General features: G+C 59.9%; 25 protein-coding genes. 8 read left to right on the top strand and 17 right to left on the bottom strand.

Going from position 1 to position 22,582, the window contains the following annotated elements; all coding sequences use genetic code 11:
- Positions 1-7: 7 nt before the first annotated feature.
- The 4 genes from era (at position 8) to recO (ending at position 3,332) form a co-directional block, all read left to right on the top strand.
- Positions 8-952: a GTPase Era gene (gene era, locus ACYJRZ_RS13825; RefSeq protein WP_459459528.1), complete on the top strand. Its 945-nt coding sequence runs from the start codon at positions 8-10 to the stop codon at positions 950-952.
- A gap of 85 nt (positions 953-1,037) precedes the next feature.
- A complete protein-coding gene (locus tag ACYJRZ_RS13820; protein WP_459459526.1) occupies positions 1,038-1,793 on the top strand; it encodes a Crp/Fnr family transcriptional regulator in 756 nt (251 codons plus the stop codon).
- A gap of 329 nt (positions 1,794-2,122) precedes the next feature.
- Entirely contained in the window at positions 2,123-2,494 is a 372-nt protein-coding gene (locus ACYJRZ_RS13815; RefSeq protein ID WP_459459524.1) for a response regulator, read from the top strand.
- A 58-nt stretch (positions 2,495-2,552) separates the two neighbouring features.
- Positions 2,553-3,332: a DNA repair protein RecO gene (gene recO / locus ACYJRZ_RS13810; RefSeq protein ID WP_459459522.1), complete on the top strand. Its 780-nt coding sequence runs from the start codon at positions 2,553-2,555 to the stop codon at positions 3,330-3,332.
- A 23-nt stretch (positions 3,333-3,355) separates the two neighbouring features.
- On the opposite strand, the gene ACYJRZ_RS13805 is transcribed toward recO, so the two are convergent.
- The 3 genes from ACYJRZ_RS13805 to ACYJRZ_RS13795 form a co-directional block, all read right to left on the bottom strand.
- On the bottom strand, positions 3,356-4,204 hold the full coding sequence (locus ACYJRZ_RS13805; protein ID WP_459459520.1) for an MOSC domain-containing protein: 849 nt from the start codon (positions 4,202-4,204) through the stop codon (positions 3,356-3,358).
- Between the two features lie 9 nt (positions 4,205-4,213).
- A complete protein-coding gene (locus ACYJRZ_RS13800; RefSeq protein WP_459459518.1) occupies positions 4,214-4,867 on the bottom strand; it encodes an HD domain-containing protein in 654 nt (217 codons plus the stop codon).
- A 69-nt stretch (positions 4,868-4,936) separates the two neighbouring features.
- Positions 4,937-7,693, bottom strand: coding sequence for a DUF2339 domain-containing protein (locus ACYJRZ_RS13795; protein ID WP_459459629.1), 2,757 nt, complete (start codon positions 7,691-7,693; stop codon positions 4,937-4,939).
- Positions 7,694-7,987: 294 nt separating this feature from the next.
- On the opposite strand from ACYJRZ_RS13795, the gene ACYJRZ_RS13790 reads away from it, so the two are divergent.
- Together ACYJRZ_RS13790 and ACYJRZ_RS13785 are read left to right on the top strand one after the other, a co-directional pair.
- A complete protein-coding gene (locus ACYJRZ_RS13790) occupies positions 7,988-8,326 on the top strand; it encodes a hypothetical protein (protein WP_459459516.1) in 339 nt (112 codons plus the stop codon).
- Between the two features lie 147 nt (positions 8,327-8,473).
- Positions 8,474-8,986 (top strand): superoxide dismutase family protein, encoded by a 513-nt coding sequence (locus ACYJRZ_RS13785; RefSeq protein ID WP_459459514.1) that lies wholly within the window; start codon positions 8,474-8,476, stop codon positions 8,984-8,986.
- A 116-nt stretch (positions 8,987-9,102) separates the two neighbouring features.
- Here ACYJRZ_RS13785 and ACYJRZ_RS13780 read toward each other — a convergent pair whose 3' ends face one another.
- The 7 genes from ACYJRZ_RS13780 to ACYJRZ_RS13750 all read right to left on the bottom strand — a co-directional run bounded on the left by ACYJRZ_RS13780 (position 9,103) and on the right by ACYJRZ_RS13750 (position 13,229).
- Positions 9,103-9,621, bottom strand: a complete 519-nt coding sequence (locus ACYJRZ_RS13780) for a tyrosine phosphatase family protein (protein ID WP_459459512.1) — start codon at positions 9,619-9,621, stop codon at positions 9,103-9,105.
- Positions 9,618-10,235, bottom strand: a complete 618-nt coding sequence (locus ACYJRZ_RS13775; RefSeq protein WP_459459510.1) for a YfbR-like 5'-deoxynucleotidase — start codon at positions 10,233-10,235, stop codon at positions 9,618-9,620. The genes ACYJRZ_RS13780 and ACYJRZ_RS13775 overlap by 4 nt, the downstream gene beginning before the upstream one ends.
- Entirely contained in the window at positions 10,232-11,071 is an 840-nt protein-coding gene (gene ygfZ, locus ACYJRZ_RS13770; protein ID WP_459459508.1) for a CAF17-like 4Fe-4S cluster assembly/insertion protein YgfZ, read from the bottom strand. The genes ACYJRZ_RS13775 and ygfZ overlap by 4 nt, the downstream gene beginning before the upstream one ends.
- Positions 11,072-11,143: 72 nt before the next feature.
- Positions 11,144-11,902, bottom strand: a complete 759-nt coding sequence (locus ACYJRZ_RS13765; RefSeq protein WP_459459506.1) for a hypothetical protein — start codon at positions 11,900-11,902, stop codon at positions 11,144-11,146.
- Between the two features lie 16 nt (positions 11,903-11,918).
- On the bottom strand, positions 11,919-12,176 hold the full coding sequence (locus ACYJRZ_RS13760; RefSeq protein ID WP_015339315.1) for a hypothetical protein: 258 nt from the start codon (positions 12,174-12,176) through the stop codon (positions 11,919-11,921).
- A 104-nt stretch (positions 12,177-12,280) separates the two neighbouring features.
- The gene (locus ACYJRZ_RS13755) at positions 12,281-12,715 is read right to left on the bottom strand and encodes a TIGR02301 family protein (protein WP_459459627.1); all 435 of its coding nucleotides are present in this window, start codon (positions 12,713-12,715) and stop codon (positions 12,281-12,283) included.
- 94 nt (positions 12,716-12,809) lie between these two features.
- Complete coding sequence (locus tag ACYJRZ_RS13750; protein WP_459459504.1) at positions 12,810-13,229, bottom strand: NUDIX hydrolase; 420 nt, start codon at positions 13,227-13,229, stop codon at positions 12,810-12,812.
- 164 nt (positions 13,230-13,393) lie between these two features.
- On the opposite strand from ACYJRZ_RS13750, the gene ACYJRZ_RS13745 reads away from it, so the two are divergent.
- Complete coding sequence (locus ACYJRZ_RS13745; protein WP_459459502.1) at positions 13,394-13,714, top strand: YnfA family protein; 321 nt, start codon at positions 13,394-13,396, stop codon at positions 13,712-13,714.
- 43 nt (positions 13,715-13,757) lie between these two features.
- Positions 13,758-14,522 carry an SOS response-associated peptidase gene (locus ACYJRZ_RS13740; RefSeq protein ID WP_459459500.1) on the top strand — a complete coding sequence of 255 codons (765 nt, stop codon included), beginning with the start codon at positions 13,758-13,760 and terminating at the stop codon, positions 14,520-14,522.
- Positions 14,523-14,597: 75 nt separating this feature from the next.
- Here ACYJRZ_RS13740 and ACYJRZ_RS13735 read toward each other — a convergent pair whose 3' ends face one another.
- The 7 genes from ACYJRZ_RS13735 to ACYJRZ_RS13705 all read right to left on the bottom strand — a co-directional run bounded on the left by ACYJRZ_RS13735 (position 14,598) and on the right by ACYJRZ_RS13705 (position 22,550).
- Positions 14,598-14,738: a hypothetical protein gene (locus tag ACYJRZ_RS13735; RefSeq protein WP_015339320.1), complete on the bottom strand. Its 141-nt coding sequence runs from the start codon at positions 14,736-14,738 to the stop codon at positions 14,598-14,600.
- Between the two features lie 324 nt (positions 14,739-15,062).
- On the bottom strand, positions 15,063-15,923 hold the full coding sequence (gene pssA / locus ACYJRZ_RS13730) for a CDP-diacylglycerol--serine O-phosphatidyltransferase (RefSeq protein WP_459459498.1): 861 nt from the start codon (positions 15,921-15,923) through the stop codon (positions 15,063-15,065).
- Positions 15,924-15,943: 20 nt separating this feature from the next.
- Entirely contained in the window at positions 15,944-16,642 is a 699-nt protein-coding gene (locus ACYJRZ_RS13725; protein ID WP_459459496.1) for a phosphatidylserine decarboxylase, read from the bottom strand.
- Positions 16,643-16,846: 204 nt separating this feature from the next.
- The gene (gene pyrE, locus ACYJRZ_RS13720) at positions 16,847-17,389 is read right to left on the bottom strand and encodes an orotate phosphoribosyltransferase (RefSeq protein ID WP_459459494.1); all 543 of its coding nucleotides are present in this window, start codon (positions 17,387-17,389) and stop codon (positions 16,847-16,849) included.
- A gap of 179 nt (positions 17,390-17,568) precedes the next feature.
- Positions 17,569-18,267: an acid phosphatase gene (locus ACYJRZ_RS13715; protein ID WP_459459492.1), complete on the bottom strand. Its 699-nt coding sequence runs from the start codon at positions 18,265-18,267 to the stop codon at positions 17,569-17,571.
- A 128-nt stretch (positions 18,268-18,395) separates the two neighbouring features.
- On the bottom strand, positions 18,396-20,282 hold the full coding sequence (locus ACYJRZ_RS13710; protein ID WP_459459490.1) for an ABCB family ABC transporter ATP-binding protein/permease: 1,887 nt from the start codon (positions 20,280-20,282) through the stop codon (positions 18,396-18,398).
- A 204-nt stretch (positions 20,283-20,486) separates the two neighbouring features.
- A complete protein-coding gene (locus ACYJRZ_RS13705) occupies positions 20,487-22,550 on the bottom strand; it encodes a LysM peptidoglycan-binding domain-containing protein (protein WP_459459625.1) in 2,064 nt (687 codons plus the stop codon).
- Positions 22,551-22,582: the final 32 nt, after the last annotated feature.

The raw sequence follows: 22,582 nt of genomic DNA, 5'->3' as shown, positions 1-22,582 counted from the left end.
GTAGCAAATGACCAATCAGCAGGACACCTCAGCCGAAGCCGGCGCGGTTGAACATATCGGCCCGACGCATTCGGGCTTTGTTGCCCTTATCGGCCCCACCAATGCCGGAAAGTCGACGCTCGTCAATCGGCTCGTCGGCGCAAAGGTCTCGATCGTCAGCCACAAGGTGCAGACGACGCGTGCCATAGTGCGCGGCATCGCCATTCACAACAACGCGCAGATCGTCTTCATGGACACGCCCGGCATCTTCAAGCCGCGCCGCCGTCTTGATCGCGCCATGGTGACGTCCGCCTGGGGCGGCGCCAAGGACGCCGATCTCATTATGCTGCTGATCGACAGCGAACGCGGTCTGCGCGGCGATGCCGAGGCTATCCTGGAAGGGCTGAAGGATGTTCCCCAGCCGAAGATCCTCGTTTTGAACAAGATTGACCGCGTTCGCCGCGAAGACCTGCTGGCGCTTGCCGCCGCCGCCAACGAGAAGATCGCCTTCGAGCAGACCTTCATGATCTCGGCGGAAAACGGCTCCGGCTGCGACGACGTCATGGATTATCTGGCAAAGACCCTGCCGGAAGGTCCTTGGTATTATCCCGAAGATCAGATTTCCGACCTACCGATGCGCCAGCTTGCCGCCGAAATCACCCGTGAAAAGCTGTTTCTGCGCCTGCATCAGGAGCTTCCCTATTCCTCGCATGTCGAAACGGAAAAGTGGGAAGAGCGCAAGGACGGCTCCGTGCGCATCGAACAAGTGATCTATGTCGAGCGCGAAAGCCAGAAGAAGATCGCTCTCGGCAAGGGCGGCGAAGCGATCAAATCGATCTCGACCGCATCACGCAAGGAACTCTCCGCGATCCTGGAGCAGCCCGTGCACCTCTTCCTCTTCGTGAAGGTCCGTGAAAACTGGGGGGATGATCCCGAGCGCTTCCGAGAAATGGGCCTCGACTTCCCGCATTGACGAGAGTTTGCGTTCCTGCAACGCTTAATATTACAGTGGCTTATTGGGCATATTGTGTTTGTCGCTGTAATTTGAGGGGTGTTTCATGGCGAAGGCAGCAGCGACGGTGCATGGGCGACGCACGCCCTGCCAGCAATGTCCACTAAGATCGCTGCCGCATTTCCGAGAATTCGAGCGCGACGAGCTAAATTTCGTCAGCGGCTTCAAGAAGGGTGAGCTCCTTGTCGATGCCGGCGCCACGATTTTCCTCGAAGGCGCGCATAGTGCTCACCTTTTCACCATCCTCTCCGGCTGGGGTTTTCGATACAAGACGCTGGAGGATGGCCGCCGCCAAATCCTGAATTACGTGATGCCCGGCGATCTGATCGGATTGCAGGGGTCGATCATGGGCGAGATGCAGCATTCCACGGAAGCGCTCTCGCCAGTATCGCTCTGCGTTTTCGAGCGCACGGAGCTGATGACGCTCTATAATTCCCATGCCTCGCTGGCCTATGATCTGACCTGGATTGCCTCGCGAGAGGAGCGAATTCTGGATGAACATCTTCTGAGCGTTGGTCGCCGCTCGGCAATGGAGCGGGCAGCCTATCTCATTGCATATCTGCACCAGCGCGCCAGCACGCTGCGCCTTTTCAACGGCAGTAAGGTCATCCCCATCACGCAACAGCATGTCGCCGACACACTTGGCCTTTCGGTCGTCCATACCAATAAGACTTTGAAAAAGCTGGCGGCTCGAGGGTTGCTCCTTTGGCAGGAGAAGGGCTGCGAGGTTCTGGATGGGGACGGCCTTGCAAAACTTGCAGGCTGGGACGGCTTTGATTCGGGCAGGCGCCCTTTCATTTAGGCGCGGCCTTTTTAGCAAACGGCATGTCTTTTTTAAATGCCGGCAATAACTGTATCAGCATAGAGTATTATTATCGTCACTTTTCTACCAGTTTCACCTTTTACTAACCCCGGCGACAAAAGCGATTGGAGCATGGTGACGAGCCCATAGTACCGCAGTGCAAAAAGTGCGAAGCGGGTTGGAGGCAAGTCATGTCACAAGAGACTGAGCCGAGACGGATGGAGCAAACCATCCATTCAATACGGGCCGATGATTGGCGCCGGAGGGATCGATGCGGGACTTTTTACGGGCGGCGCCAGCTGGCGTATACGTGCAGGGATGGCGCTGATATGACGTTTCAGCGCGTGCTTATACTGGAAGACAATCTCATTATCGCAATGGAGACTGAGGAAATCCTCCGTCTTGTAGGCATCCAACAGATTGAGATTGCTTCGAATTTGGAACAGGCGGTCAACGCGATCCATTCCGAACATTATGATTTTGCGATGCTTGATGTGAATCTTGGGGAGTCGACAAGCTTCGGCTTTGCCAGACTGCTGATGGAGCGCGGCATTTCCTTCGGCTTCGTCAGCGGTTATTCCGATACGCTCGATTTTCCGGCCGATCTGCGGCATGTGCCGCTTTTGAACAAGCCCTTCGACGAGCAAGCCATGCGTCTCTTTGTCGAGGCGCTGGCTGGCGGCTCCTCTCGCGCCATGTGACAGCCGCAGCCATTTGTCCTAAACTCGAATCGCAGGAATCTTTCGGGGCAGCCGGCCGATGCAATGGCAGGACCATGCGATCATTCTGGGTGTCAAACGTCTCGGCGAGACGAGCGTCGTCGCCGAGGTGATGACGCGTGCCCGCGGTCGCCATATGGGACTGGTTCGGTCCGGCCGCTCGCGTGCCATGCAACCGGTGCTGCAGGCCGGCAATCTCGTCGAGGTCACCTGGCGGGCCAGGCTGCATGAACATCTCGGCGAGTTTCGTATGGAGCCGGTGACGCTCAGGGCCGCACGTTTGATGGAGACCGCGACCGCCGTCTATGGCGTGCAGGCGATGGCCGCATTGCTGCGGCTGCTGCCGGAGCGCGATCCGCATCCGCATCTCTACGATGCGCTCGATGTCATTCTGGAAAACCTGCAAAACCCCGCTGATGCAGGCGAACTCTTTGTACGCTTCGAACTTGCCGTGCTGAACGACCTCGGCTTCGGCCTCGATTTGACCGAATGCGCGGCAACGGGTGTGCGTGAAGATTTGGCTTTCGTCTCGCCGAAATCCGGGCGTGCCGTTTGCCGGGCAGCCGGTATGCCCTGGGCAGACAAGATGCTGGCATTGCCGCCGTTTTTGACGACCGGGGCCATGATCGCCGCAGATCGGGAAAGCCTTTCCGCCGCCTTCCGCCTGACCGGCTTCTTCCTGCATCGCCATGTCTACGAACCGCGGGGCATCGAGATCGCCGCCGCCCGCGATGGCTTTATGCAGGCGGCTTTGAAGGCGGTTGCCGCCGCTTTGCCTGATGATGCCACGGTATCGCCAAGCCTTGTTGCCAAAAACTGAGCAGAAAGCGGTATGGGGTATTCTTAGCGCCGCTTGATGGCCCAACCCTCCGGCCGTTTCTCAAGCACCGTCACCGTGTCGCCGATCTTCACCGTACCTTCGCCACGCGGTACGGCATTCCAGCCGAAGAGCGGCCCGGGCACGCGCCGGTCGGCCGACATGCGGATGCGGCCCATGGCGGGCATCGGGTTCGGCACATCTCGCGATCCGGTCTGCTGGTCCTGCGTCGTCATGATGCAGCGCGAGCACGGCTTAACGAGGTCGAGGCGGATGCCGCCGATCTCGATGGCAGCCCAGCGATCCTCCGGCCATTCCTCGTCGATATCGATGACGATATTCGGGCGGAACCGTTCCATTCCGACGGCGCCTTCGCCATGAGCGGCAAGGTCGGCGTTGAGCGCCTTCAGCGAGCCGGTGGTGGTGATCAGAATCTGGTAGCCATCGGAAAACGTAACAGGCGTATCCCCGCCCGCCCATTCCGGGTTGGCGATGCGCTTCGCGAGCCTGTCGAAGAACACCATCCTGACCTCGCGATCAAGCCAGGTCGACAGAGCCTTATTGGTTTCCTCGTCGGCAACGGAGGCGTTGACGGCTGATTTCCAGACGACGATGTCCATGCGGTTGTCCGGGTGCGGCGGGGGCACGATGATGTCGGCCTTACCCTCCATCTTCAGACGCAGATGGGAAGGCGCTGGCTGGATGTCGATTCGAGCCAGTGCCTGCAATTCGCGCTGGGTGATGAAGTTGCCCGAGGGGTCGACCAGCATGGCACGACGATCACCCGCAAGACCGAAGGCGTCGATGGCCGCGGACGGAATGGCGATGCCGCGGGCGCTCTTGAGGGGATAGATGAAAAGATCGCTGATGCGCATGATTGGCCCTCAGATTTCGTCGATGAACATTGCCAGCACGGTCTTCAGCCGGTCATGCCGTGCTCCGGCAAATCTGGCTCCGGTCTCGGTCTGGAATCCATCCGCAAGTTTGAACAGTTTTGTCTCGAAATGGTCAATGGCGAAGCGCTTGTCATCAAGCGGCCGCTCCGTCGCAAGGGGATCGAACGGATCGTAAAGGCCAGAACCGAGACGGCCTGCAATGTAGAAACAGCGGGCAGCGCCGACCATGCCGATGGCATCCAACCGGTCGGCATCTTGCAGGATCTTCGCTTCCAGTGTTTCCGGCGGCAGGTTGGCGGAGAAACTATGCGTGGTGATCGCATGCGCGACAGCCGCAATGTCCTCATCCGCCCAGTTAAGTTGTCGCAGGATGTGTGAAGCCTTCTCGGCCGCAAGCCGCGACGCTTGCGCGCGATGCGGCGAATTCTTTTCCACGGCGACGCAATCATGCAGCAGCACGGCGGCGGCGAGAATCAGTGCATTGCCGCCTTCCTCGGCCTTGATGGCCATGGCGTTGCGAAAGACGCGCAGGATATGGGCAATATCGTGCGAACCGTCATCGCCATCCGCGGCGTGCGGAATGAGATCCGCCGCCAGAGCTTCGAACGGGGCGAAGGCTTGCGCCATCTTGTCGGTATCCATTGTCGCACTCGCTCCGGAATGATCAGTCGGCAGGTTTCATGTCCTACCGGGTCAATGTATCAGCCGCAATCACTCCGCGGCTTTGGCCTTCTTACGCGTCAGGATCTTTTGGTAGAAGAGGCCGATGCCGATCAGCACAGCGCCGAGGCCGATGAAGGACAGCGCTCGCAGGAAACCTTCGAGGTTTGCCATGTCGATCAGGAAGGCCTTCACGACGGCGATGAAGACCAGCACCGCCGAGGCAATGCGCAGGCTCCGTGCCTCGAAGCGGGTCCCGAGCCCGAGTAGCGCGATGCCGATCAGCAGCCAGACGACGGAATAGGAATAAAGCTCGCCCTGGACGAAGCCGTTCCAGAACGGGATATATTCGCCCTGCCAGAAGCGGCGCACCGACAACGTGGCCCAAGCGAAAGCCATGACGGCCGCAGCCAAAGCCAACATGATGACATAAGGCACGGGGCGTCGGTTGCGGGCAAAGAGCGCCAATCCGCCATAGGCGGCGGCAGGCAGAAGATAGGCGAGCAGCAGCAGGTTGAAGAGCGGGATGCGCCCCGTGCTCTCACCCGTCATGAACGGGTTCAGTCCTAGTAGATGCATGGTTAGGATCATGGCGACCGAAATGACACCGAGCGTCATGCCGCCGTAACGGAAGACAGGGCTCGCCGCGCTGAGATCGAGCGCCATCAGCGTCGCAGAGGCACCGATTGCCAGCAGCGTGTAGATCGACTGCTCCCCAAGTGTCGGAGCTGCATCGTTCAGGACGCCGCCATTCATGGCATGGCGCACGAGAATGGCGATCGTCAGCAATACGAGGAAGCAGGCGAGCGCCTGCAATGCATTGCGCAGCCGCAGGCTCGGCGAATGCCATGTAATGAAGGCAGCTAGGACGGCAAGAGCCGCCGGAATACCATAGCCGGCAAGCAGCATATTGAAGACCGGTGTCGTGCCGAGCTCCGTGGGATCGACGATCGTCGGCTGCCAGGCGATGCGACCCATGGCGAGGACCAGAGCGGCAACCATGGTCCATGGCAGAGCCGGCCAATTGCGCAGGCGTCCCGCCAAAAGATAGGCGATGCCGAGAACCGGCAGCAGGATGGTCGCGGTGGCATGATGCGCAAGCGTATGCAGGGCGAAGACTGCGGCTGCAAAAGAGCCGGCCGCCAGGATATTCGTCGGCAGCTTCAACGCTTCTCCGTCACGGCGATCCTGCCACTCTGCAAGCCCGGCGAGAACTAGCGCCAGCCCGATGCCGTAAAGCCCATGCAGCCAGTCGAGCGTCCAGTTGCCGAAGTTGACGAAGCTGATCGTCGCGATCGCCAGCGGCGTGGCGGCCATGACGAGGCTCCAAAGTGCGGCATAGGGTTTCTCCGCCTGGGCGAAGCGCCGGAGGAAGAAGGCGCCGATCAGTACGAAGAGGGCGCCCAGGCCGAGTACTTCATAGATCACCGTGCTTTGCAGGTTGACGGTTCCATCCGCACCTGTGGATTCGATCCCGGCGATCCAGTTAGTCAGAATGCCCGATGTGCCAATGACAGCGACGATGGCCGACAGGATCGTTGCCCACGCCGCATGCAGCCGCCCGGCACCGAAGGCTGCAACCGCTGCAACGATCGCCGCAAACATGAATGTCGCATCGACAATGGGATAACCATATCGAAGACTGTGGCTAACGATGCAGAGCGCTACTGTGAGGGCGCCGATCGCAGCCGTCAGCGTCATGCCGAGGGGCTGTCGGGCGAGAAACGCCGCCCATTCCATGCCGGCGCTCACTTGTTGCGGCATATCTCCGGGCGGTGTTATTGCCGTGTCTTCTTTAACCGCTTCCGAGGCTGAATAGCGTCCCGGCCAGAGGAAGATAGTGCCGCCGATCAGCGCCAGCATGCTGAACGTCACCGGCGTCAGATCGACGACCGGGCTGAAGGTAATGTAGAGAAGCGGCCAGAGGCTCAGCAGCCCGTTTGCTAGGGATGGCGCGATCAGCCAGTGGCGCAAGCGCGACGCCAGCAGAGTTGCAAGCCAGGTCAGAACGAGATAGCCGAAGAGTATCCAGGGACGTGGCGCAGTCGAAGCGATCAGGGCAGGGGTCGCCATCGATGCCAGCAGGCCGAGGCCCGCAAGCGCTTGCCCATGCAGCAGCGATAGCCCGAGCGTAGCAAGCGAGATCAGCGCGAGAAGGATGAAGGCGGTCGCGGGGCCGATGAATTCGTAGATGGCATGCGCCGCATAGGTCGAACCGAACAAAGCGACGACACCGGCCGCCGTTAGGACGCCGGGGATCATCGCATCCTGGAAGGCATTGTTGAGCACCGGCGCGGCCCGACGGCGGATCACTTCGCCCGCAACAATCAGGACAAGGCCGAAGAGTGCCGCAAGAGCCAGCCGCACGCCGGGGCTAAGAAGGCCGCTCTCGATCGAATATTTGACCATGAAGATGCCGCCGAGTGCCAGCGCGATACCACCGACCCAGACGGCCCAGCGTGCGCCGATCGTACTCTCCAGGTTTTCCTTCGGTGCGGTGGAGGTACGGCTCGCCAGAGGAGTAGCCTCGTCACTAGCCGTGTCGCGTGCGGCGAGGGCAGGTTTCCCGATATCTGGCATGGAACTACCTTCGGTCGCAACTTCTGGTTCGTCTTCGAGAGGCAGCTCGATGGCGTGAGTCCCCGAATCGATCGTCGGAATCGATTCGTCCACATCCGCTGCCAGCACCTTGCCCGCGAGAGCGTTTTGCAGCTCCTGAACGCGCGCCTCCAGCTGCTTTATCCTCAGGTTGTGGCCTCGCAACACCACGATACCGACAATCAGGATGACGAGCGGCAATAATTCCATCATGTCCCCTCCATGGGCAATCCGTCACACCATATACGAAACGGCTCATCGAGTAAGGCTGGATAGCCGGATTTGCCTATGATTCCAGTGGATTATGCCGGATTGCCTGACAAGGAACCATAAAGTGAATATTAGGAAGCCTGGATTTACCGCTTGAGAACTATGGTTAATACTCATTAACAATTTGTCTTTACCGGCAGCGCGAAGCAGCTTAATAGCAATTCTTAGTTTAGCTCTGAATGTACTGTGTACAAACGACGTCGCATGAGGCGGCTCCTACCCTAGGAGGTTTGTATGTCCCATGTTTCTTCCATATCCAACAGCTCCTATCCGTATCGAGGCACGCTCTCGCGCCTTGATTCGAATGGCGATGGTCTTTTGAGCGAAGGGGAGCGCGCGGCGGCCGAGCGCCCCGGCATTCTCGAAACCGACGATACCGGTGCCGCTGCCAATGGTTCGAGCAGCGCGTTAGGCAACCTGATCGCCAAGCTCATGCAGTTGCCCAGCGCCGACGCTGCCTCCACAGCAAAGTCGCCAGAATCGAATGTCCTCTACGATCTTGATCTGCTGTCGCCGATGGATGCCTACAATAGCACCTACGGCCAATATGAGGCCGATAGCGTGGCGGCCTGACAGGCACTTTTATCCAACGAGAGGCAACTTGCCGGAACGCCGGCAGGTTGCCTTATCATTTTGATGCACGGTCTTTTCCTCGGTCGCCGGAACCGTCATGCCTGCCATGCGTTGGGCAATAGCCCCGCAGAACAGGGAGGGTGTTCCATGAAACGGACAATGATCGTTGCAATTCTTGCTCTTGCCGCAGCTTCGCCGGTAGCAGCACAAACCCAAAGTCAAAATACCGCAACAGCCGATTTTGTCGGCCTTGACGGCAAGCCAGCCGGTCGGGCGACGTTGACCGAAGGTAAGAAGGGTGTGCTGATCGAGATGGAAGTGTCAGGCATGCCTGCCAATCGCTGGGTCGCCTTCCATATTCATGAAAATAGCCGGTGTGAGCATACGCACGGCTTCGAGTCCGCTGGTGGTCATTTCAACCCCACCAAGGCGGAACATGGCTTTCTGGCCGCCAGCGGGCCGCACGCCGGCGATATGCCCAACCAGTATGTCGATCAGGATGGCAAGCTGCGCGCCCAGGTCTTCAACGGCATGGTATCGCTGAATGGCAAAGACGGCATTCGCGGCCGCACCTTGATGATTCACGCGGAGTCCGACGATTACCGCAGCCAGCCCGTCGGCGGCGCCGGCAAGCGTCTCGCATGTGCCGTCATTCAATAGGGGCCCGGCGGCCAGAAAAGCGAAAGTGAGTCCAGTTATTGAAGCGGTCAGTGTTCGGCAGCGATGGCTCTGTTGTTGGCGTGCCTGCCGGCGATGATTTGATGGCCGTCGACGTGCTAACTGTCCAAGGACAATGTGAAAGGCGCATTGCCGTCGGCATCCGCGCCGCGGCCGATCTGTTTGACTGCCGCGACCAGGCACCCCTGGCGCCCCAGCAGCTCATCGCCGATGGCAACCAGCCGGGCATTCGGCGTCACGAATGGCGAGCTTGCTCGCAGCCGGCGCACCAGCGCCAGATCGTCTTGCTGGGGGTGAACGGCCAATGCCGCGATCAGTGCTGCCGCCGGCGAGCGGGAGACGCCCATCCAGCAATGGATGAGCAATGGCGCGCTTCGATCCCAGCCGGTAGCGAAATCAATGATGGCGCGAACATGTGCCTCCTGCGGGGCAACGAGATCTCCCGTTCCGGCAAAGCTGATGTCATTCATATGGAGCAGCAGATGCCGATCCGCCTGGATGACTGCGGGGCGGTGGAAGCTGTGCTCCTTGGCCATCAGGCTGATCATTTCGCGTGCGCCGTGGTGAACGGCCATTTCGGCAATGCGCGCAAGCGGCGATACGACGATCCTGGTCACGCGCCGATCCTCATGGTGGCACGTTCCGCTTCGATCGCCTCGAAGCGCCTGAGGAACAGCCGCTGTGCCTCGATTGCCGGCATCGGGTCGATCGGCAGCATCTCGCGCGTGATGTCGCGCGGCTGACCGAAAAACTTGCGCGCCTCGTCGGGCGTAAAGCCCGCAAGCAGCGTCGCCTCGAAATAGGCAGAGATCGTGTCGGCCTTCTTGATCTTTTCCTTGAGCTTCGGCGCGCAATGCGGGGGGAGGGCGAAGCGCCGGTAGATCGCCGCCTCGAGCCGCTTCTCCACGACCTTGTAATCGCCGCCGACGACGGACTTGAACGGTGAGATCATGTCGCCGATCACATATTCCGGTGCGTCATGCAGCAAGGCCGCAAGTAGTTCGTCCGGCGTTGCTGGATTGAGATGACGAAAGATCGCCTCCACCACAAGGCTATGCTGCGCAACCGAAAAGGCGTGATCGCCGGAGGTCTGGCCATTCCAACGCGCGACACGGGCAAGCCCATGCGCAATGTCACTGATCTCGACATCGAGCGGCGACGGGTCCAGCAGGTCGAGCCTTCGTCCAGATAACATGCGCTGCCAGGCGCGCGCAGTCGTCGCCGATGTCATGCCGACGCCTCGTCGGCGCGAGCGGGGAAGGAGAGGCCGGACCAGGCCGGCAGAGACACGGTGACGTCGATATCGCCAGCCCTTATCGGAGCCTCTTCGGCAATGGCTTCGCCGGCCCGGTCAATGCGGACGATGGCAAGGCCCATATTGCCGACGGTCGAGCCGAGAGTTCCGATCGGCTTGCTGCCGACGGTCAGCTCCGTGCCGGAGGGCGGCAATTCGGTGCCGCCGCTGACGATAACGACACGCCTGCGCGCCGTTCCGCGATGGTGCATGCGGGAAACCACTTCCTGGCCGATATAGCAGCCTTTGCGGAAGCCGAGACCGCCGTTCAGATCCATCAGCACATCATGCGGGAACGCATCTTGTAGCGCGAAATCGAGGCCAGAAACGGCAATGCCGTTGGTGATCCGCAGCGAATCATAGAGCGTCTCGGAATCGCTGCCGTGCTCGCCGACCGTCCGCGTCAGCACAATGCCCGCCTTCGCGAAGCGGCTATCCTTAGGACCTTCCGCTGCGGCGTCTCCCCAGGCGACCGTAACCCCCTGTATGTCCTCCGCGATGAAATCGACCTTGGCACGCAAGCGATACATGGTGAGCCGCTTGAGCAGGCCCTCCCGCTGCACCGTGTCCGTTTCGAGCAGAAACCCTGCGCCATCCCGCCAGATCATGAAGTCGAACAGGATCTTGCCTTGCGGCGTCAGCAACGCGCCGGGGCGAGCCTCATCGGTGCCAAGCGAGACGAGATCGGTGGTGATGAGATTGTGCAGAAACGCTTCTGCTTCCGCGCCAGTGATGCGGATAAAGGAGCGCTCTTTGAGGAATACGGCTGGCATGATGGTTCCGCTGATTTGCCTATCACGCAGAGGTAGGGCCTTCGGCGGGGAACCGCAAGTTCCCCGGCCGGATCATTCGCCCGAGGTGAAGAATTTCCAGCGGCCGTCCGGCGTGATGCCGACGCGATAGAAATTATAGCCGCCGAATTCCAGCATATCTGCATAGTCACCGGCCGTCACGATACGCATCAAATCAACCTTCTCCGGAGTGGAGAGCGATTTGATGTCCTTCTCGGCGAAATAGGGCCAGACATAAACTTCGTCGGGTGTTCCCTGGCCGACATGAGCGAAGCCCGTCGACATTATGTCAAGAAGGATAGACAGGATCTCGATGCCGTCGGGATCACCTGAAAGATCGTGCAGTGTCTTAATCGGATCTTCACTGGAATCGTCGGCGTTGACCTGCGTCTGTTTAAGGCCGCCACCGACATTCATCAGCGGACGCAGACGCTCGAGATCGCCGGAAGCGGCAGCCTCCACAATGGCCGTACGGAGCTTCTTTACCGCCTCGGGTGCCTTATCGATATCGAAGAGGAATTCGACCGATTTGCCGGTACTGGAAGCGCTACCGCTGCTCTGTGCAGCCTGCTTGTTGATCAAGGGGTCGGGCGTCGGCAGCGCATTGTTGGCCGGCGCTTCCAGCGCCTGCTCGATCGGTTTCTCGTTCTTCTGCTGTGCAGAATTTACTGTATCTTTCGCTTGGGAGGCCGGCGGATTGAGCTGAGAAAAGGCGCTCGCCGGTAGCGGCAAAACGGTGCTGCCCAAAAACAGGGTTACGGCAGCGAAGGAGGCAATGGAACAGGTGAGCGCATTGCCTGGAAAGATACGCATAAGCAATCTCTGGTTGTTATTGCAGGGTTCGGTTCGGAGAGAATTCGCCAGCGAGCATGCGTTCACGCAGCGATTCGAGCAAGGCTTCGGCGCCCTGTTCCCCTTGAATCCGGATCGTCTCACGAATTGCATGGGCAATGGCTGCATCGGCGATGATTTCGGGTTCGATGCCGTCAGCCATACCGTCCGCCCAAGCTTCGTTCTGGTATTCCAGCGCTGCCTGCATCTTTTCATGAACGATCATGTCGTCGATTTCGTTCAGGCTGGCTTCCATTGTTTCTTTCCTCGAGACGTTCATGTCCTTACCACTTGCTTAATAACTTTATCAGCCTTTTCTCAAAACGACACGGCTCGCTGTCAAAAGAGGTTAATAAATCGTCAATTTCCAAAGCGTGCGGTGATTTCTGTCGCCAGTGTTGCACCTTCGTTACGGTATCGCTCTTCCGCGGTGCGGGCCTGCGGCGTGCAATTCGTGTAAACCGATGCAAAGGACCGATACCCACGGTTGAAAGCCGCCGTCAGTCTTTCTCTTCGTTTCGGCTCGCTCTTGGTTTCCGTATCGAGCAATTGCTGCATGTCGCCCCGCCAGCCATCCTCCCGCGTCCGGCTGCAGAGATTGCGCAGATAGTCGATCGAGCCGAGAATTTCGGAGAGCCGCAACAGCTGTTCGTCGTAGGGTACCGGCTGCTCCGCGCTCCCGCTATCGGTCGCTTGTGCCGGCGGCGCGCTTGCTGCCGGCTGTGCGGCAGCCGGAAAGGCGGCGGCAAGCGCGATGCAGATCAGAAGCGGTCGGCCAAGGCTGTTATGAATCATGTAACCATGTTGACCGGACAAGCATGACGGGAACAAGGCGTGTGAGGTGGTTTCCACGCCGATATTGCTCAGCATCGTTAATTTCGGGGCCGAGCTATGCGTTTTCTGCAGCAAGTCGTTCTACGCATTCGAGCACGCTGGCGGGAACGGGCAAGGCGCGCACCTCCTCCAGTGTGTACCAGCCGATGGCAGCCGCATCGTCGGCTGCTTCGGCGACCGTATCCTCATCGGCGTCTACGAGGAAGACCGAGAGCAGGAAGTGGCTCGTCAGCGTTCCGTCTGCCGCGTGAGAGCGCAGATCATAAGTTTCGAACAGCCGGGGATTGCGTGCTGAGATGCCGGTCTCCTCCTTGAACTCGCGCAGCGCCGCGTCAGCCGGCGTCTCTCCATCTTCGGCGCGACCTCCCGGAAAGGCATACATATCGGCAGACGGTGGATTGCTGCGCAAGACAAGCAGGAAGCGACCGTTGCGTTCGAGAATGGCGGAGGAGGCCGGGCGAGGATTGGAGATCATGGATCGCTTTGCATTCGGATGGAAAGATCGATGCGCGATGGCAACGAGCCATCTGCAGCCAATTTCTACAGGAAACGGCGCTTGCTGTCCCGCAGGAAACCCCCTTAACTCGCTTCCGACGGGAGCCGCGATTCTGAATGCGCTGAATATGGGAACGATCGGGGATGATCTACGGGCTATATGCTTTGGCGGCTATTGCCGAAATTGCAGGCTGCTTCACCTTCTGGGCGTGGCTGCGTCTATCGAAGCCCGTCTGGTGGCTGGCACCTGGCCTGATATCGCTGGCACTCTTCGCCTGGCTGTTGGCGCTGGTGCCGAGCGAGGCGGCGGGGCGCACCTTCGCTGCTTATGGCGGTGTCTATATCATTGCCTCCATTCTATGGCTCTGGCTCGCCGAAGGGCGGCTGCCGGACCGATGGGATATTTCTGGAGCAGCCATCTGCCTTGCCGGCGCGGGGATCATTCTCTTCGGTCCGCGCGGCTGACCTTAGGCTTGACCCGCCGCTTCTCGGGTGCAAAACAAACCCCATGTGCGGACGTTTCGCTTTGACATCGACGGCAGATCACGTGGGGGAAGCGCTCGGCGTCCTGCTGACCGAGGCTTTTCCCGCGCGCTATAATATCGCGCCCACGCAGCCGATCCTCGTGGTCATTTCCGGCGACAGGCAGCGGCCGGGCAGCAACCTTCCGGATCGTCGCGCGCTTCTCGTGCGCTGGGGCTTCATGCCCGACTGGGTGAAGGACCCCAAGGAATTCCCGCTGCTGATCAATGCGCGGGCGGAAACGGCGATAGGCAAGGCTTCCTTCCGCGCGGCCATGCGCCATCGCCGCATCCTCATCCCAGCATCCGGCTTCTATGAATGGCATCGACCGTCGAAGGAAAGCGGCGAGAAGCCGCAAGCCTATTGGATCCGGCCCCGCAGTGGCGGCGTCATCGCTTTTGCCGGGCTGATGGAAACCTGGTCGTCGGCCGACGGTTCGGAAGTCGATACGGGTGCGATCCTGACAACAGCAGCAAACAGCGCTATCCGATCCATCCATGACCGCATGCCCGTTGTCATCAAGCCCGAGGATTTCGCCCGCTGGCTGGATTGCAAGACGCAGGAGCCTCGCGATGTCCTTGATCTGATGAAGCCGGTCCAGGAGGATTTTTTCGAGGCGATCCCGGTTTCGGATCGCGTCAACAAAGTTGCCAATATGGGGCCGGATGTACAGACACCCGTGGTGCTTAATCCGGTCAGAAAACCGCCGAAGAAGGCGGAACCGGACGATGGCCAGCTAAGCCTTCTCTGAGCGGCCGCCATTCGGCGGCCAGTGACCGGAAGCGCCGCCTACCGGCATTGGTCGGCGACGGGCAGAACTATAGTCTCAGGCGATCTTCTTCTTGAGAGGCTTCGTCTTCAGCATCAGATGGGCTGCAAGAACGGCTTTCAGGCCCAGCGGGCGATAGTGCTTGCTGGGATCGATCTTTGCCTGCGGTTGTGCCGGCTGGTCTTTCTTCTGCGTCATGTTTCACTCCTCACCATGCTCCCCCGGAGCATTTTTCGATTCATAGTCGAGTGGTGCTTTTTGTCGTAAATCATGACAAATCGAAGGCGTTTTCCAATCAGCTTTTGTAAACAACGACCATATTTCGAGAGATTAGCGCCGAAACCTCGTGTAGAATCCGCACTGCCGCAATGTTTGAATCTGCGGAAATATCGCGCCGTACGGGCTTTCCGCCGCGCCGACAACCCACCGTCATGTTACTGATTGATAAGGAAGACCTGCAGACTTGTGGTTGCATGCGGCGATGCCGCCAGGGCCGTTGGATAGCGATTTGATATGCCGGCGCTAGATATGCCGGCCGATATCGTCATTGGAATCGTCGACATTAAGATCGGCGGGGCCGTTGATGGTGTAGGTACCGTATTTCTTCGCCCAGGAGCGTGCGCCGAAGGGCAGGGACAGCAGATAGATGACGACGGTCACGACCATGACATGCCACGTATAGCTCATGAGCAGCGCGACGTAGACGACGAGGCCGAGCATGATCGGTAGGACAAGATCGCGCCTTACGCCGTTGCCTTCCGATTTACCGGACCATACGGGCAGGCGGCTGACCAGCAGGAAGCCGATGAGGACGGTGTAGGCGGCACCCCATAAGGCGAAGGTGCGGTCCGGCGTGACGCCGAGAAAGCCGAGATAAACAGGCAGCAGCACCAGCATGGCGCCAGCAGGCGCGGGCACGCCGACAAAATATTCCGATTGCCAGGAGGCCTTATGCTCGCGTTCCGCCATGACATTGAAGCGCGCAAGCCGCAGGCCGGCGGCGATCGTATAGATCAGCGCCGCGATCCACCCGAGCGAGCGGGCTTGATCCAGCAGGAACACATAGACGACGAGCGCCGGGGCAACGCCGAAATTGACGATATCGGCGAGCGAATCCATCTGCGCGCCGAATTTCGAGGTGGCCTTCATCAGCCGCGCGACGCGCCCGTCGATGCCGTCGAGGAAGGCTGCGACCAGCACGGCCACGACGGCGAGCTCGTAACGGTTTTCGAAAGCAAGGCGAATGCCCGTCAGGCCCGAGCAGATCGCCAGCACGGTGATCATGTTCGGCACGATCAGCCGCAACGGAATTTCCCGGAGACGCGGTCCACGCGCTTCGTCATTGGGCCCGTGCGGCTCGAAAGGCGGAAAAGGCGTTTTCATCTCGCTCGTGTTCCTACACTTCAGCTGCGGCGGCTAATGGTTGTGCCCTTGGCCGAGCCGAATTCGGCAATGACGGTTTCGCCGGCGATTGCCCGCTGGCCGACGGCAACGCGCGACGAAGCGCCTTCCGGCAGGAAGACATCGAGGCGCGAGCCGAAGCGGATGAGGCCGATGCGTTCGCCGGCATCCAGCGGCTCGTTCGGATGGACGAAGCAAAGAATACGGCGGGCAACGAGGCCGGCAATCTGCACGACGCCGATCTCGCCATGTTTCGTTTCGATCACAAGGCCGTTGCGCTCGTTCTGTTCGCTGGCCTTGTCGAGTTCGGCATTGAGGAAGCTGCCCTGGCGATAGGCGACGTTGGTGATACGGCCGCGCATCGGCGAACGGTTCACGTGGCAATCGAAGACGTTCATGAAGATCGAGATGCGCAGCATCGGCTGGCTACCGAGATTGAGCTCAGCCGGCGGCGTCACCATCTGCACGCTCGAAACCTTGCCGTCGGCGGGCGATATCGCCAGATCATCGTCCTGAGGCGTCATGCGTTCGGGATCGCGGAAGAAATAGGCGCACCACAGCGTCAGGATCAGGCCGATCCAGAAGAGCGGCTTGAAGATCCAACCGAGCACCAGCGACGCGACGAAGAAACCTGCAACGAAGGGATAGCCCTCCTTGTGCACGGGAACGATGACATTGCGTACGCTGTTCATCAAGCTCATCTACGGCCTACTCCGTTAGGGCATTCCCTGCCAGGAACCGAGCCTCGGTCCTCGGCAAGATCATGCCAGTCAAAAGAATGAGAACAAGATAAGCGGTCTTGCTCTGATTACCAGTCGAGCGTGACTACAGGCAAACTCTGTCATGAGCAATGCTTTCGCATGCTCGCCCCCAATGCAATCCTGTTCCTCCGCCGATGCGGATACCTACAGGGCCTCCTCCAGATTTGCTCTCGTAAAGACAGGCAAGACGGGAAGGTTGGGAAGGCCCCGGATAGCAGGCGTGCCATCTCCACGCCAGATCGCGCAGACAACAGCAAGAATCTGCGCCTGCGAGCCGATTGCCAAGTGATAAGCATCTTTCACCGCGCCACCTGTCGAAATTACATCTTCGACGAAGGTTACGCGGCGGCCGGAAACATCTTGTCCCTCGATTGCTTGACAGGTGCCGTAAGTCTTTGCCTGCTTGCGGACGAACGCGGCAGGAAGGCCGGTCTCCAGCGACATTGCTGTGACGAGAGGGATGCCTCCCAATTCCAGGCCGGCAATGATTTCGGTTTCGGCCGGAATGAGCTCAGCCATGGCCCTGGCAAGCGGCTTCAGCAGGGAAGGCATGCCTTCAAAGCGGTACTTGTCGAAATAAGGGCTGGAGATCTGGCCCGAGCGGAGTTCGAATTCGCCCTGCAACATCGCCACTTCGGCGATGCGCTGGCCAAGCTCGGCTTTCGTTTGAATTAACCCAGCTGCCATCGTTCAATCTCCTTGGTCATATCGCTTCCCGCGTATAGCCGGGAATCGTGCAACCGCAAACCACATGGTGTCTTCTGCGGGTGCGATGTGAAGTGCGGATTCCGGAAAGTTCGGGAAACGAGCAAAGGGAAGCCGCCGGACACTATCCGGCGGCTCGTGTATTCGCTGCAGGTTGGAAATTAAAGCCCGAGCGCAGCGCGCAACTCAGCCTTGGCGCCTTCGTACTCGGTCTTGTAGTCGTCATGCGTCATGATGGTTTCGGCGATGACGGTGCCTGCAATACGGGCGGCTTCGATATCGGAGGCATAGTGGATGCCGCCAACGATGCGGTTATGGCCGTATTCCCAGGCACGCGCCATGATGGCGGCGCGCTTCTCCGGAACCATGTTCGCAAGCACGATGCCCATCAGTGTGCCGACGGTGGCATGGCCGGATGGATACGAGCCGGACTTGGAGAGCGGTACGATCGGCTTGACGAGATCGCTGTAGAGATGTGGACGCGGGCGCTTCCAGACATCCTTGGCCGGATCGACAACGGCACCCTCCGTCTCGACGACGCGATCGAAGAAGGCCGAAAACTTCGGTAGGTTTTCCTTGGTGAATTTCGGATTGTCGATAACGTCGGAGAAGCGCCAGACGTTCTCTTCGGCATCCGCTACGGCGCGAGCTGCCATTTCCGGCGTGCGGGTCACCTGAATCGTCAGGATTTCGCCAAGCTCCGCCTTCATCTGTGCGGAATCATTGGCGGGCGGCGGCGGCAGCAGATCGAGGAGGTTGATCTCCTTGGCATCGGCGAAAGGCTTGGCATCCTCGGCGAAAACCGGCGAGGCCAGGCCGACGACGAGCAACAGGCTTAAAGCTTTGGCAAAAGTACGCATTGGGGGCTCCGTTCAAAAAGACCCTCGTACCTAGCAAGCTGTCATCTCAGTCTCGTGACAGCAATCGGTGCATAACTGCTGCGACGGGGTGCTGCCATGGGTGCAGAATTCAAAGGTTCCGCGGGTTTTCACCTTGCCGGCGCCAGCCGGTCGATAACGCCCAGATCGTCGCTCTCGCGCACCTGCTTCAGATGCTCCTCAGCCTGCGTCGCCTCGCGCTGGCGGTTCCACATGGAGGCGTAGAGCCCGTTTCGAGCCAGCAGATCGGCATGGGTGCCGCGCTCAGCAATCACGCCGCTTTTGAGCACGATGATCTCGTCCGCGCCGATAACAGTCGACAGGCGATGTGCGATAACAAGCGTCGTACGGTTCTTGGAGACAACGTCCAGGGCAGCCTGTATTTCGCGCTCGGTCGTCGTGTCGAGCGCCGAGGTCGCCTCGTCTAGGATCAGAACCGGCGGCGATTTGAGAACGGTGCGCGCGATCGCCACACGCTGCTTCTCACCGCCGGACAATTTGAGACCACGCTCGCCGACCTTGGTCTCGAAGCCTTCCGGAAGATTGCGGATGAACTCGCCGATCTGCGCGATCTCCGCGGCCGCGGTAACTTCCGCTTCGCTGGCGCCCGGCCGGCCATAGCGGATGTTGTAGGCGATGGTGTCGTTGAAGAGCACGGTATCCTGCGGCACCATGCCGATGACCTTGCGAAGGCTCTTCTGTGTGACGGTCCGCAGATCCTGACCGTCGATGGTGATCGTACCGCTCTGCACGTCGTAGAACCGATAGAGCAAGCGCGACAGCGTCGATTTACCTGCGCCCGAAGGCCCGACCACGGCGACCGTCTTGCCAGCCGGCACCTCGAAGGAGATGCCCTTCAAGATCGGCCGCGCCGGATCATAGGCGAAATGCACGTCCTTGAACGCGATTGCGCCATTGCCGATGATGAGCTCTTTGGCGTCAGGCGCGTCGACCACCTCGGGCTTGACCTCGAGCAGGTCGAACATCTCTTCGATATCGGTCAGGCCCTGGCGTATTTCGCGATAGACGAAGCCGATGAAGTTGAGCGGCACGGAGAGCTGCAGCAGCATCGCGTTGATGAAGACGAAGTCGCCAACTGTTTGATGGCCGTTCAGGACCGACAAGCCGGACATAACCAACATCACCGTCGTGCCAAGGCCGAAGATCAAGCCTTGACCGAAGTTCAGCCAGCCAAGCGACGTCCAGACGCTGGTGGCTGCCTTTTCATATCGCTCCATCGATTGATCGAAGCGTTTGGCTTCCATCTCCTCGTTGCCGAAATATTTGACCGTCTCGAAGTTCAGCAGCGAATCGATCGCCTTGGTGTTGGCGTCGGTATCGCTGTTGTTCATTGTCCGGCGGATGGAGATGCGCCAGTCGCTCGCCTTGACGGTGAACCATATGTAGAGCCAGACCGTGATGGCCGTGACGGCGAGATAGGAAAAGCCATAGCCGCGCCAGAAGATGATGGCGGTCAGCAGGAATTCGATAAAGGTCGGAAACGTGTTGAGGATCGTGAAGCGGACGATCGTCTCGATGCCCTTTGTGCCGCGCTCGATGATGCGCGAGAGGCCGCCCGTCTTGCGCTCCAGATGGAAACGCAGCGAGAGTTCGTGCATGTGCACGAAGGTCTTGTAGGCGAGCTGGCGCACCGCATATTGGCCGACGCTCGCAAACAGAGCGTCGCGCAGCTGGTTAAGGCCGAGCTGGATCAGGCGCGTCGCGTTCGTGGCGATGATCAAGGCGATGGCGCCGACCAGGAAGGCCGGCAGAATGCCTTGCATGTCGAGCTTGCCGTTCAGCGCATCGACGGACCATTTGAAGAAGTAGGGGACCAGCAGCAGGAAGAATTTCGAGACCAGCAGGAAGACGGTCGCCCAGACCACCCGCATTTTCAGATCCATACGCCCGCTCGGCCACATATAGGGCCAGAGATTGACGATCGTGTTCAATGGATTGCTGGAATCCGCCGAAATGGTTTTCTTCTGGCCTGCCATGTCCGTCTCCGGCGAGTGATTGGGCAGCCGGATGTGGCGGTGTTTGCACAGCCGACTGGCAAGCCTTCATAGCCAAGACATGGCCGTTGTGGGAAGGCTATGGGGTCGGGCGACGCTTATACTATTTTCATGCCATGTAAAAGCAGCGGCCAGGCGTAGATGCGCCTGGCCGCTACCAATGTCCTCAATGCACTATAGTTGCGGCTAGAGATGCTCGCCCGAAAGCCGCTTGCGATGAAGTTCCTCGGCGTTCGGCAATGCGTCCTTCGGCAGGCCGAAGACCTGACCCGGCAGGATACGGTCCGGATTGTTGATCTTGTCTTCGTTGGCCAGATAGATCGTCGTATAGCGCACGCCCGCTCCGTAGATGCGGCGTGAGATCTGCCACAGCGTATCGCCACGGCGAATGATGACGGCATTGCTATCCTGCGAGAGCGGCGCCTGCTCGATCGTCTTTGGGCCGTTGTCGCTGGACGAGACTTCAGCATTCGGCTGCGCTGGTGCCGTCTGCACCGGCGCGGTGATGACGGCGATCATCTGTTCCAGGCCTGGCAGGGCGGCGGCGACCGACTTCGGGTCCTTCGGCAAGGCCAGCAAGGTGGCGAGCGCCTTGGAGGCCGCGCTGGAAGCATCGGCGGCTGCCTTCTTCAGCGCAGCACTGGCGTTGATGGTCGGGCGGAATTCCGACAGCGACTTGAGCGCGATTTCCGTACCTGAGCGGGCGGCCGCCAGCTGCTCCGTATTCGGCTGCTTGCCGTCGGCAAAGAGGCCCTTGAGCAGTGTGAAAGCCTTGCCCGCGCCTTCCTTGAGCTTAGCAAGCTCGCCTTCGTCGAGCGGCACCATGTTTGCCGTGGTGGCTTGCGCCTGACCATTGGCGGCCGTCGGAGCCTGCGCCGCAACCGTCACCTGATTGCCTTCGGGGCGCGTGAAGTTGACGCTGGTGCGCACGACGACCTTGCCCACTCCATCGAGCACGTCAACGCGAATCTTGTGATCGCCGACGGCAAGAGGCATGGGGCCGTCCACAACGAAATGACCGTCCGCACCCGCGACATTCTCACCGATGAGCTTGTCATCGGCATAGGCGCGGACCTTGGCATTCGGCTTCGCAGTGCCGGCAACGAAGATATGATCGTTTTCGATCTCTACCGCATTGACCATGACGTCCTGATCCGCTTCCGTCTTTGCTGCCGGCGGCGTGGTCGCGCCTGCTGCCGGATTGGCGGATGCAACTACGGAACCATCCTGCTGCGGCTTGGCGTCCGTCGCCGTCGGCTTATCCGTTGCATTGGCCTGTGCATTCGCCGCCGAGGCCTCCTGTTCGCCCGCTGCTACGCGGCCTTGCTTGGCCGAGGGTGCGGTAATGATGCGGCTTGCGGCGCCTGGCTTGGACACCATCGCGAGGACCTGGGTGGAATTGTCCTTCGGCACGGAGACGGTGGCGACTTCCTCGGAATTGACGGCCTTGCCGTCCTTGCCGGTGGCACGCAACACCAACTCGTGATCGCCGGGTGGCAACGGCTTGTCGAGTACGGCTGCAAAATCGCCGCTCGGGCCGACATTGGTCGTCGTGACTACCTTTTCGCCGTCGACGATTTCCAGCTTGGCATTCGGCTCGGCTGAGCCTGCGACAACGGTGGAGCCATCCGGCTCGACACGCAATACGTCGAATGATGGCACGCGCGGAGCGGCTGCGGCAGTCGTTTCAGGTGCCGGCTGACCGGTCAGCGCTGCAAAAGCCCCGTCGATCGCCGCACTGGCTTCGGCGGCGTTGTCTGGGAGAGTTTGGATGATGGTGAGCGCCTTACCAGCGCCGTCCTGTACTTTCTTCACAAGCCCCGTGGTCGTTGCGTCGATCCCCTCGGGAAGCGCGAAACCGACGATCGATTGCAGGGCGTTGGTTGCCTTCGTCTTCGCAGCCGTGAAGGCATCCTGAGGCGGTTTGTTGCCGTCCTTGAACAGCGCCTTCAAATCGGTAAGCGAGGTGGTTGCCGCACTCGTAAGCTCGGTCAGCTTCTTGGTGAGGTTTGCCGTGTTGGTGGCGGTCGACACGGCATGCTGCGTGGCTTTCGTCGCGTTATCAGCGGCCTCGCCAGCCTTCTGCGCGTTCTCGTCGATTGTATTCTTCACCGCATTGCTGGCTTGATTGACCACATTGCCGATCGGGGTCTTGTCACCGTTGATGCGCGGCATCACGAAGAAGACCATCAACAGGGTCGCAATTGCCAACACCAACAGAGCCAGCCACCCGGCACGGTTCTTCATCATCATTCATCTCCACGCGGCGAAGTGGTCGCAAC

This window comes from Rhizobium sp. No.120 (genome assembly GCF_054558365.1).
Note: the sequence above shows the minus strand (reverse complement) of the source record. Positions and strands in the feature narration are given on the sequence as shown.

Bases quoted from the DNA above. Each gene is read 5' to 3' on its own strand.
- ACYJRZ_RS13815 (WP_459459524.1), top strand. From the start codon at position 2,123: ATGACGTTTCAGCGCGTGCTTATACTGGAAGACAATCTCATTATCGCA.
- ACYJRZ_RS13725 (WP_459459496.1), bottom strand. From the start codon at position 16,642: ATGAGCTTGATGAACAGCGTACGCAATGTCATCGTTCCCGTGCACAAG.
- ACYJRZ_RS13760 (WP_015339315.1), bottom strand. From the start codon at position 12,176: ATGGAAGCCAGCCTGAACGAAATCGACGACATGATCGTTCATGAAAAG.
- ACYJRZ_RS13775 (WP_459459510.1), bottom strand. From the start codon at position 10,235: ATGACATCGGCGACGACTGCGCGCGCCTGGCAGCGCATGTTATCTGGA.
- ACYJRZ_RS13785 (WP_459459514.1), top strand. From the start codon at position 8,474: ATGAAACGGACAATGATCGTTGCAATTCTTGCTCTTGCCGCAGCTTCG.
- ACYJRZ_RS13765 (WP_459459506.1), bottom strand. From the start codon at position 11,902: ATGCGTATCTTTCCAGGCAATGCGCTCACCTGTTCCATTGCCTCCTTC.
- ACYJRZ_RS13745 (WP_459459502.1), top strand. From the start codon at position 13,394: ATGATCTACGGGCTATATGCTTTGGCGGCTATTGCCGAAATTGCAGGC.
- era (WP_459459528.1), top strand. From the start codon at position 8: ATGACCAATCAGCAGGACACCTCAGCCGAAGCCGGCGCGGTTGAACAT.
- ACYJRZ_RS13710 (WP_459459490.1), bottom strand. From the start codon at position 20,282: ATGGCAGGCCAGAAGAAAACCATTTCGGCGGATTCCAGCAATCCATTG.
- ACYJRZ_RS13800 (WP_459459518.1), bottom strand. From the start codon at position 4,867: ATGGATACCGACAAGATGGCGCAAGCCTTCGCCCCGTTCGAAGCTCTG.
- ACYJRZ_RS13790 (WP_459459516.1), top strand. From the start codon at position 7,988: ATGTCCCATGTTTCTTCCATATCCAACAGCTCCTATCCGTATCGAGGC.
- ACYJRZ_RS13735 (WP_015339320.1), bottom strand. From the start codon at position 14,738: ATGACGCAGAAGAAAGACCAGCCGGCACAACCGCAGGCAAAGATCGAT.
- ACYJRZ_RS13755 (WP_459459627.1), bottom strand. From the start codon at position 12,715: ATGATTCATAACAGCCTTGGCCGACCGCTTCTGATCTGCATCGCGCTT.
- ACYJRZ_RS13705 (WP_459459625.1), bottom strand. From the start codon at position 22,550: ATGATGAAGAACCGTGCCGGGTGGCTGGCTCTGTTGGTGTTGGCAATT.
- pssA (WP_459459498.1), bottom strand. From the start codon at position 15,923: ATGAAAACGCCTTTTCCGCCTTTCGAGCCGCACGGGCCCAATGACGAA.
- ACYJRZ_RS13740 (WP_459459500.1), top strand. From the start codon at position 13,758: ATGTGCGGACGTTTCGCTTTGACATCGACGGCAGATCACGTGGGGGAA.
- ACYJRZ_RS13820 (WP_459459526.1), top strand. From the start codon at position 1,038: ATGGCGAAGGCAGCAGCGACGGTGCATGGGCGACGCACGCCCTGCCAG.
- ACYJRZ_RS13805 (WP_459459520.1), bottom strand. From the start codon at position 4,204: ATGCGCATCAGCGATCTTTTCATCTATCCCCTCAAGAGCGCCCGCGGC.
- ACYJRZ_RS13795 (WP_459459629.1), bottom strand. From the start codon at position 7,693: ATGGAATTATTGCCGCTCGTCATCCTGATTGTCGGTATCGTGGTGTTG.
- ygfZ (WP_459459508.1), bottom strand. From the start codon at position 11,071: ATGCCAGCCGTATTCCTCAAAGAGCGCTCCTTTATCCGCATCACTGGC.
- pyrE (WP_459459494.1), bottom strand. From the start codon at position 17,389: ATGGCAGCTGGGTTAATTCAAACGAAAGCCGAGCTTGGCCAGCGCATC.
- recO (WP_459459522.1), top strand. From the start codon at position 2,553: ATGCAATGGCAGGACCATGCGATCATTCTGGGTGTCAAACGTCTCGGC.
- ACYJRZ_RS13715 (WP_459459492.1), bottom strand. From the start codon at position 18,267: ATGCGTACTTTTGCCAAAGCTTTAAGCCTGTTGCTCGTCGTCGGCCTG.
- ACYJRZ_RS13750 (WP_459459504.1), bottom strand. From the start codon at position 13,229: ATGATCTCCAATCCTCGCCCGGCCTCCTCCGCCATTCTCGAACGCAAC.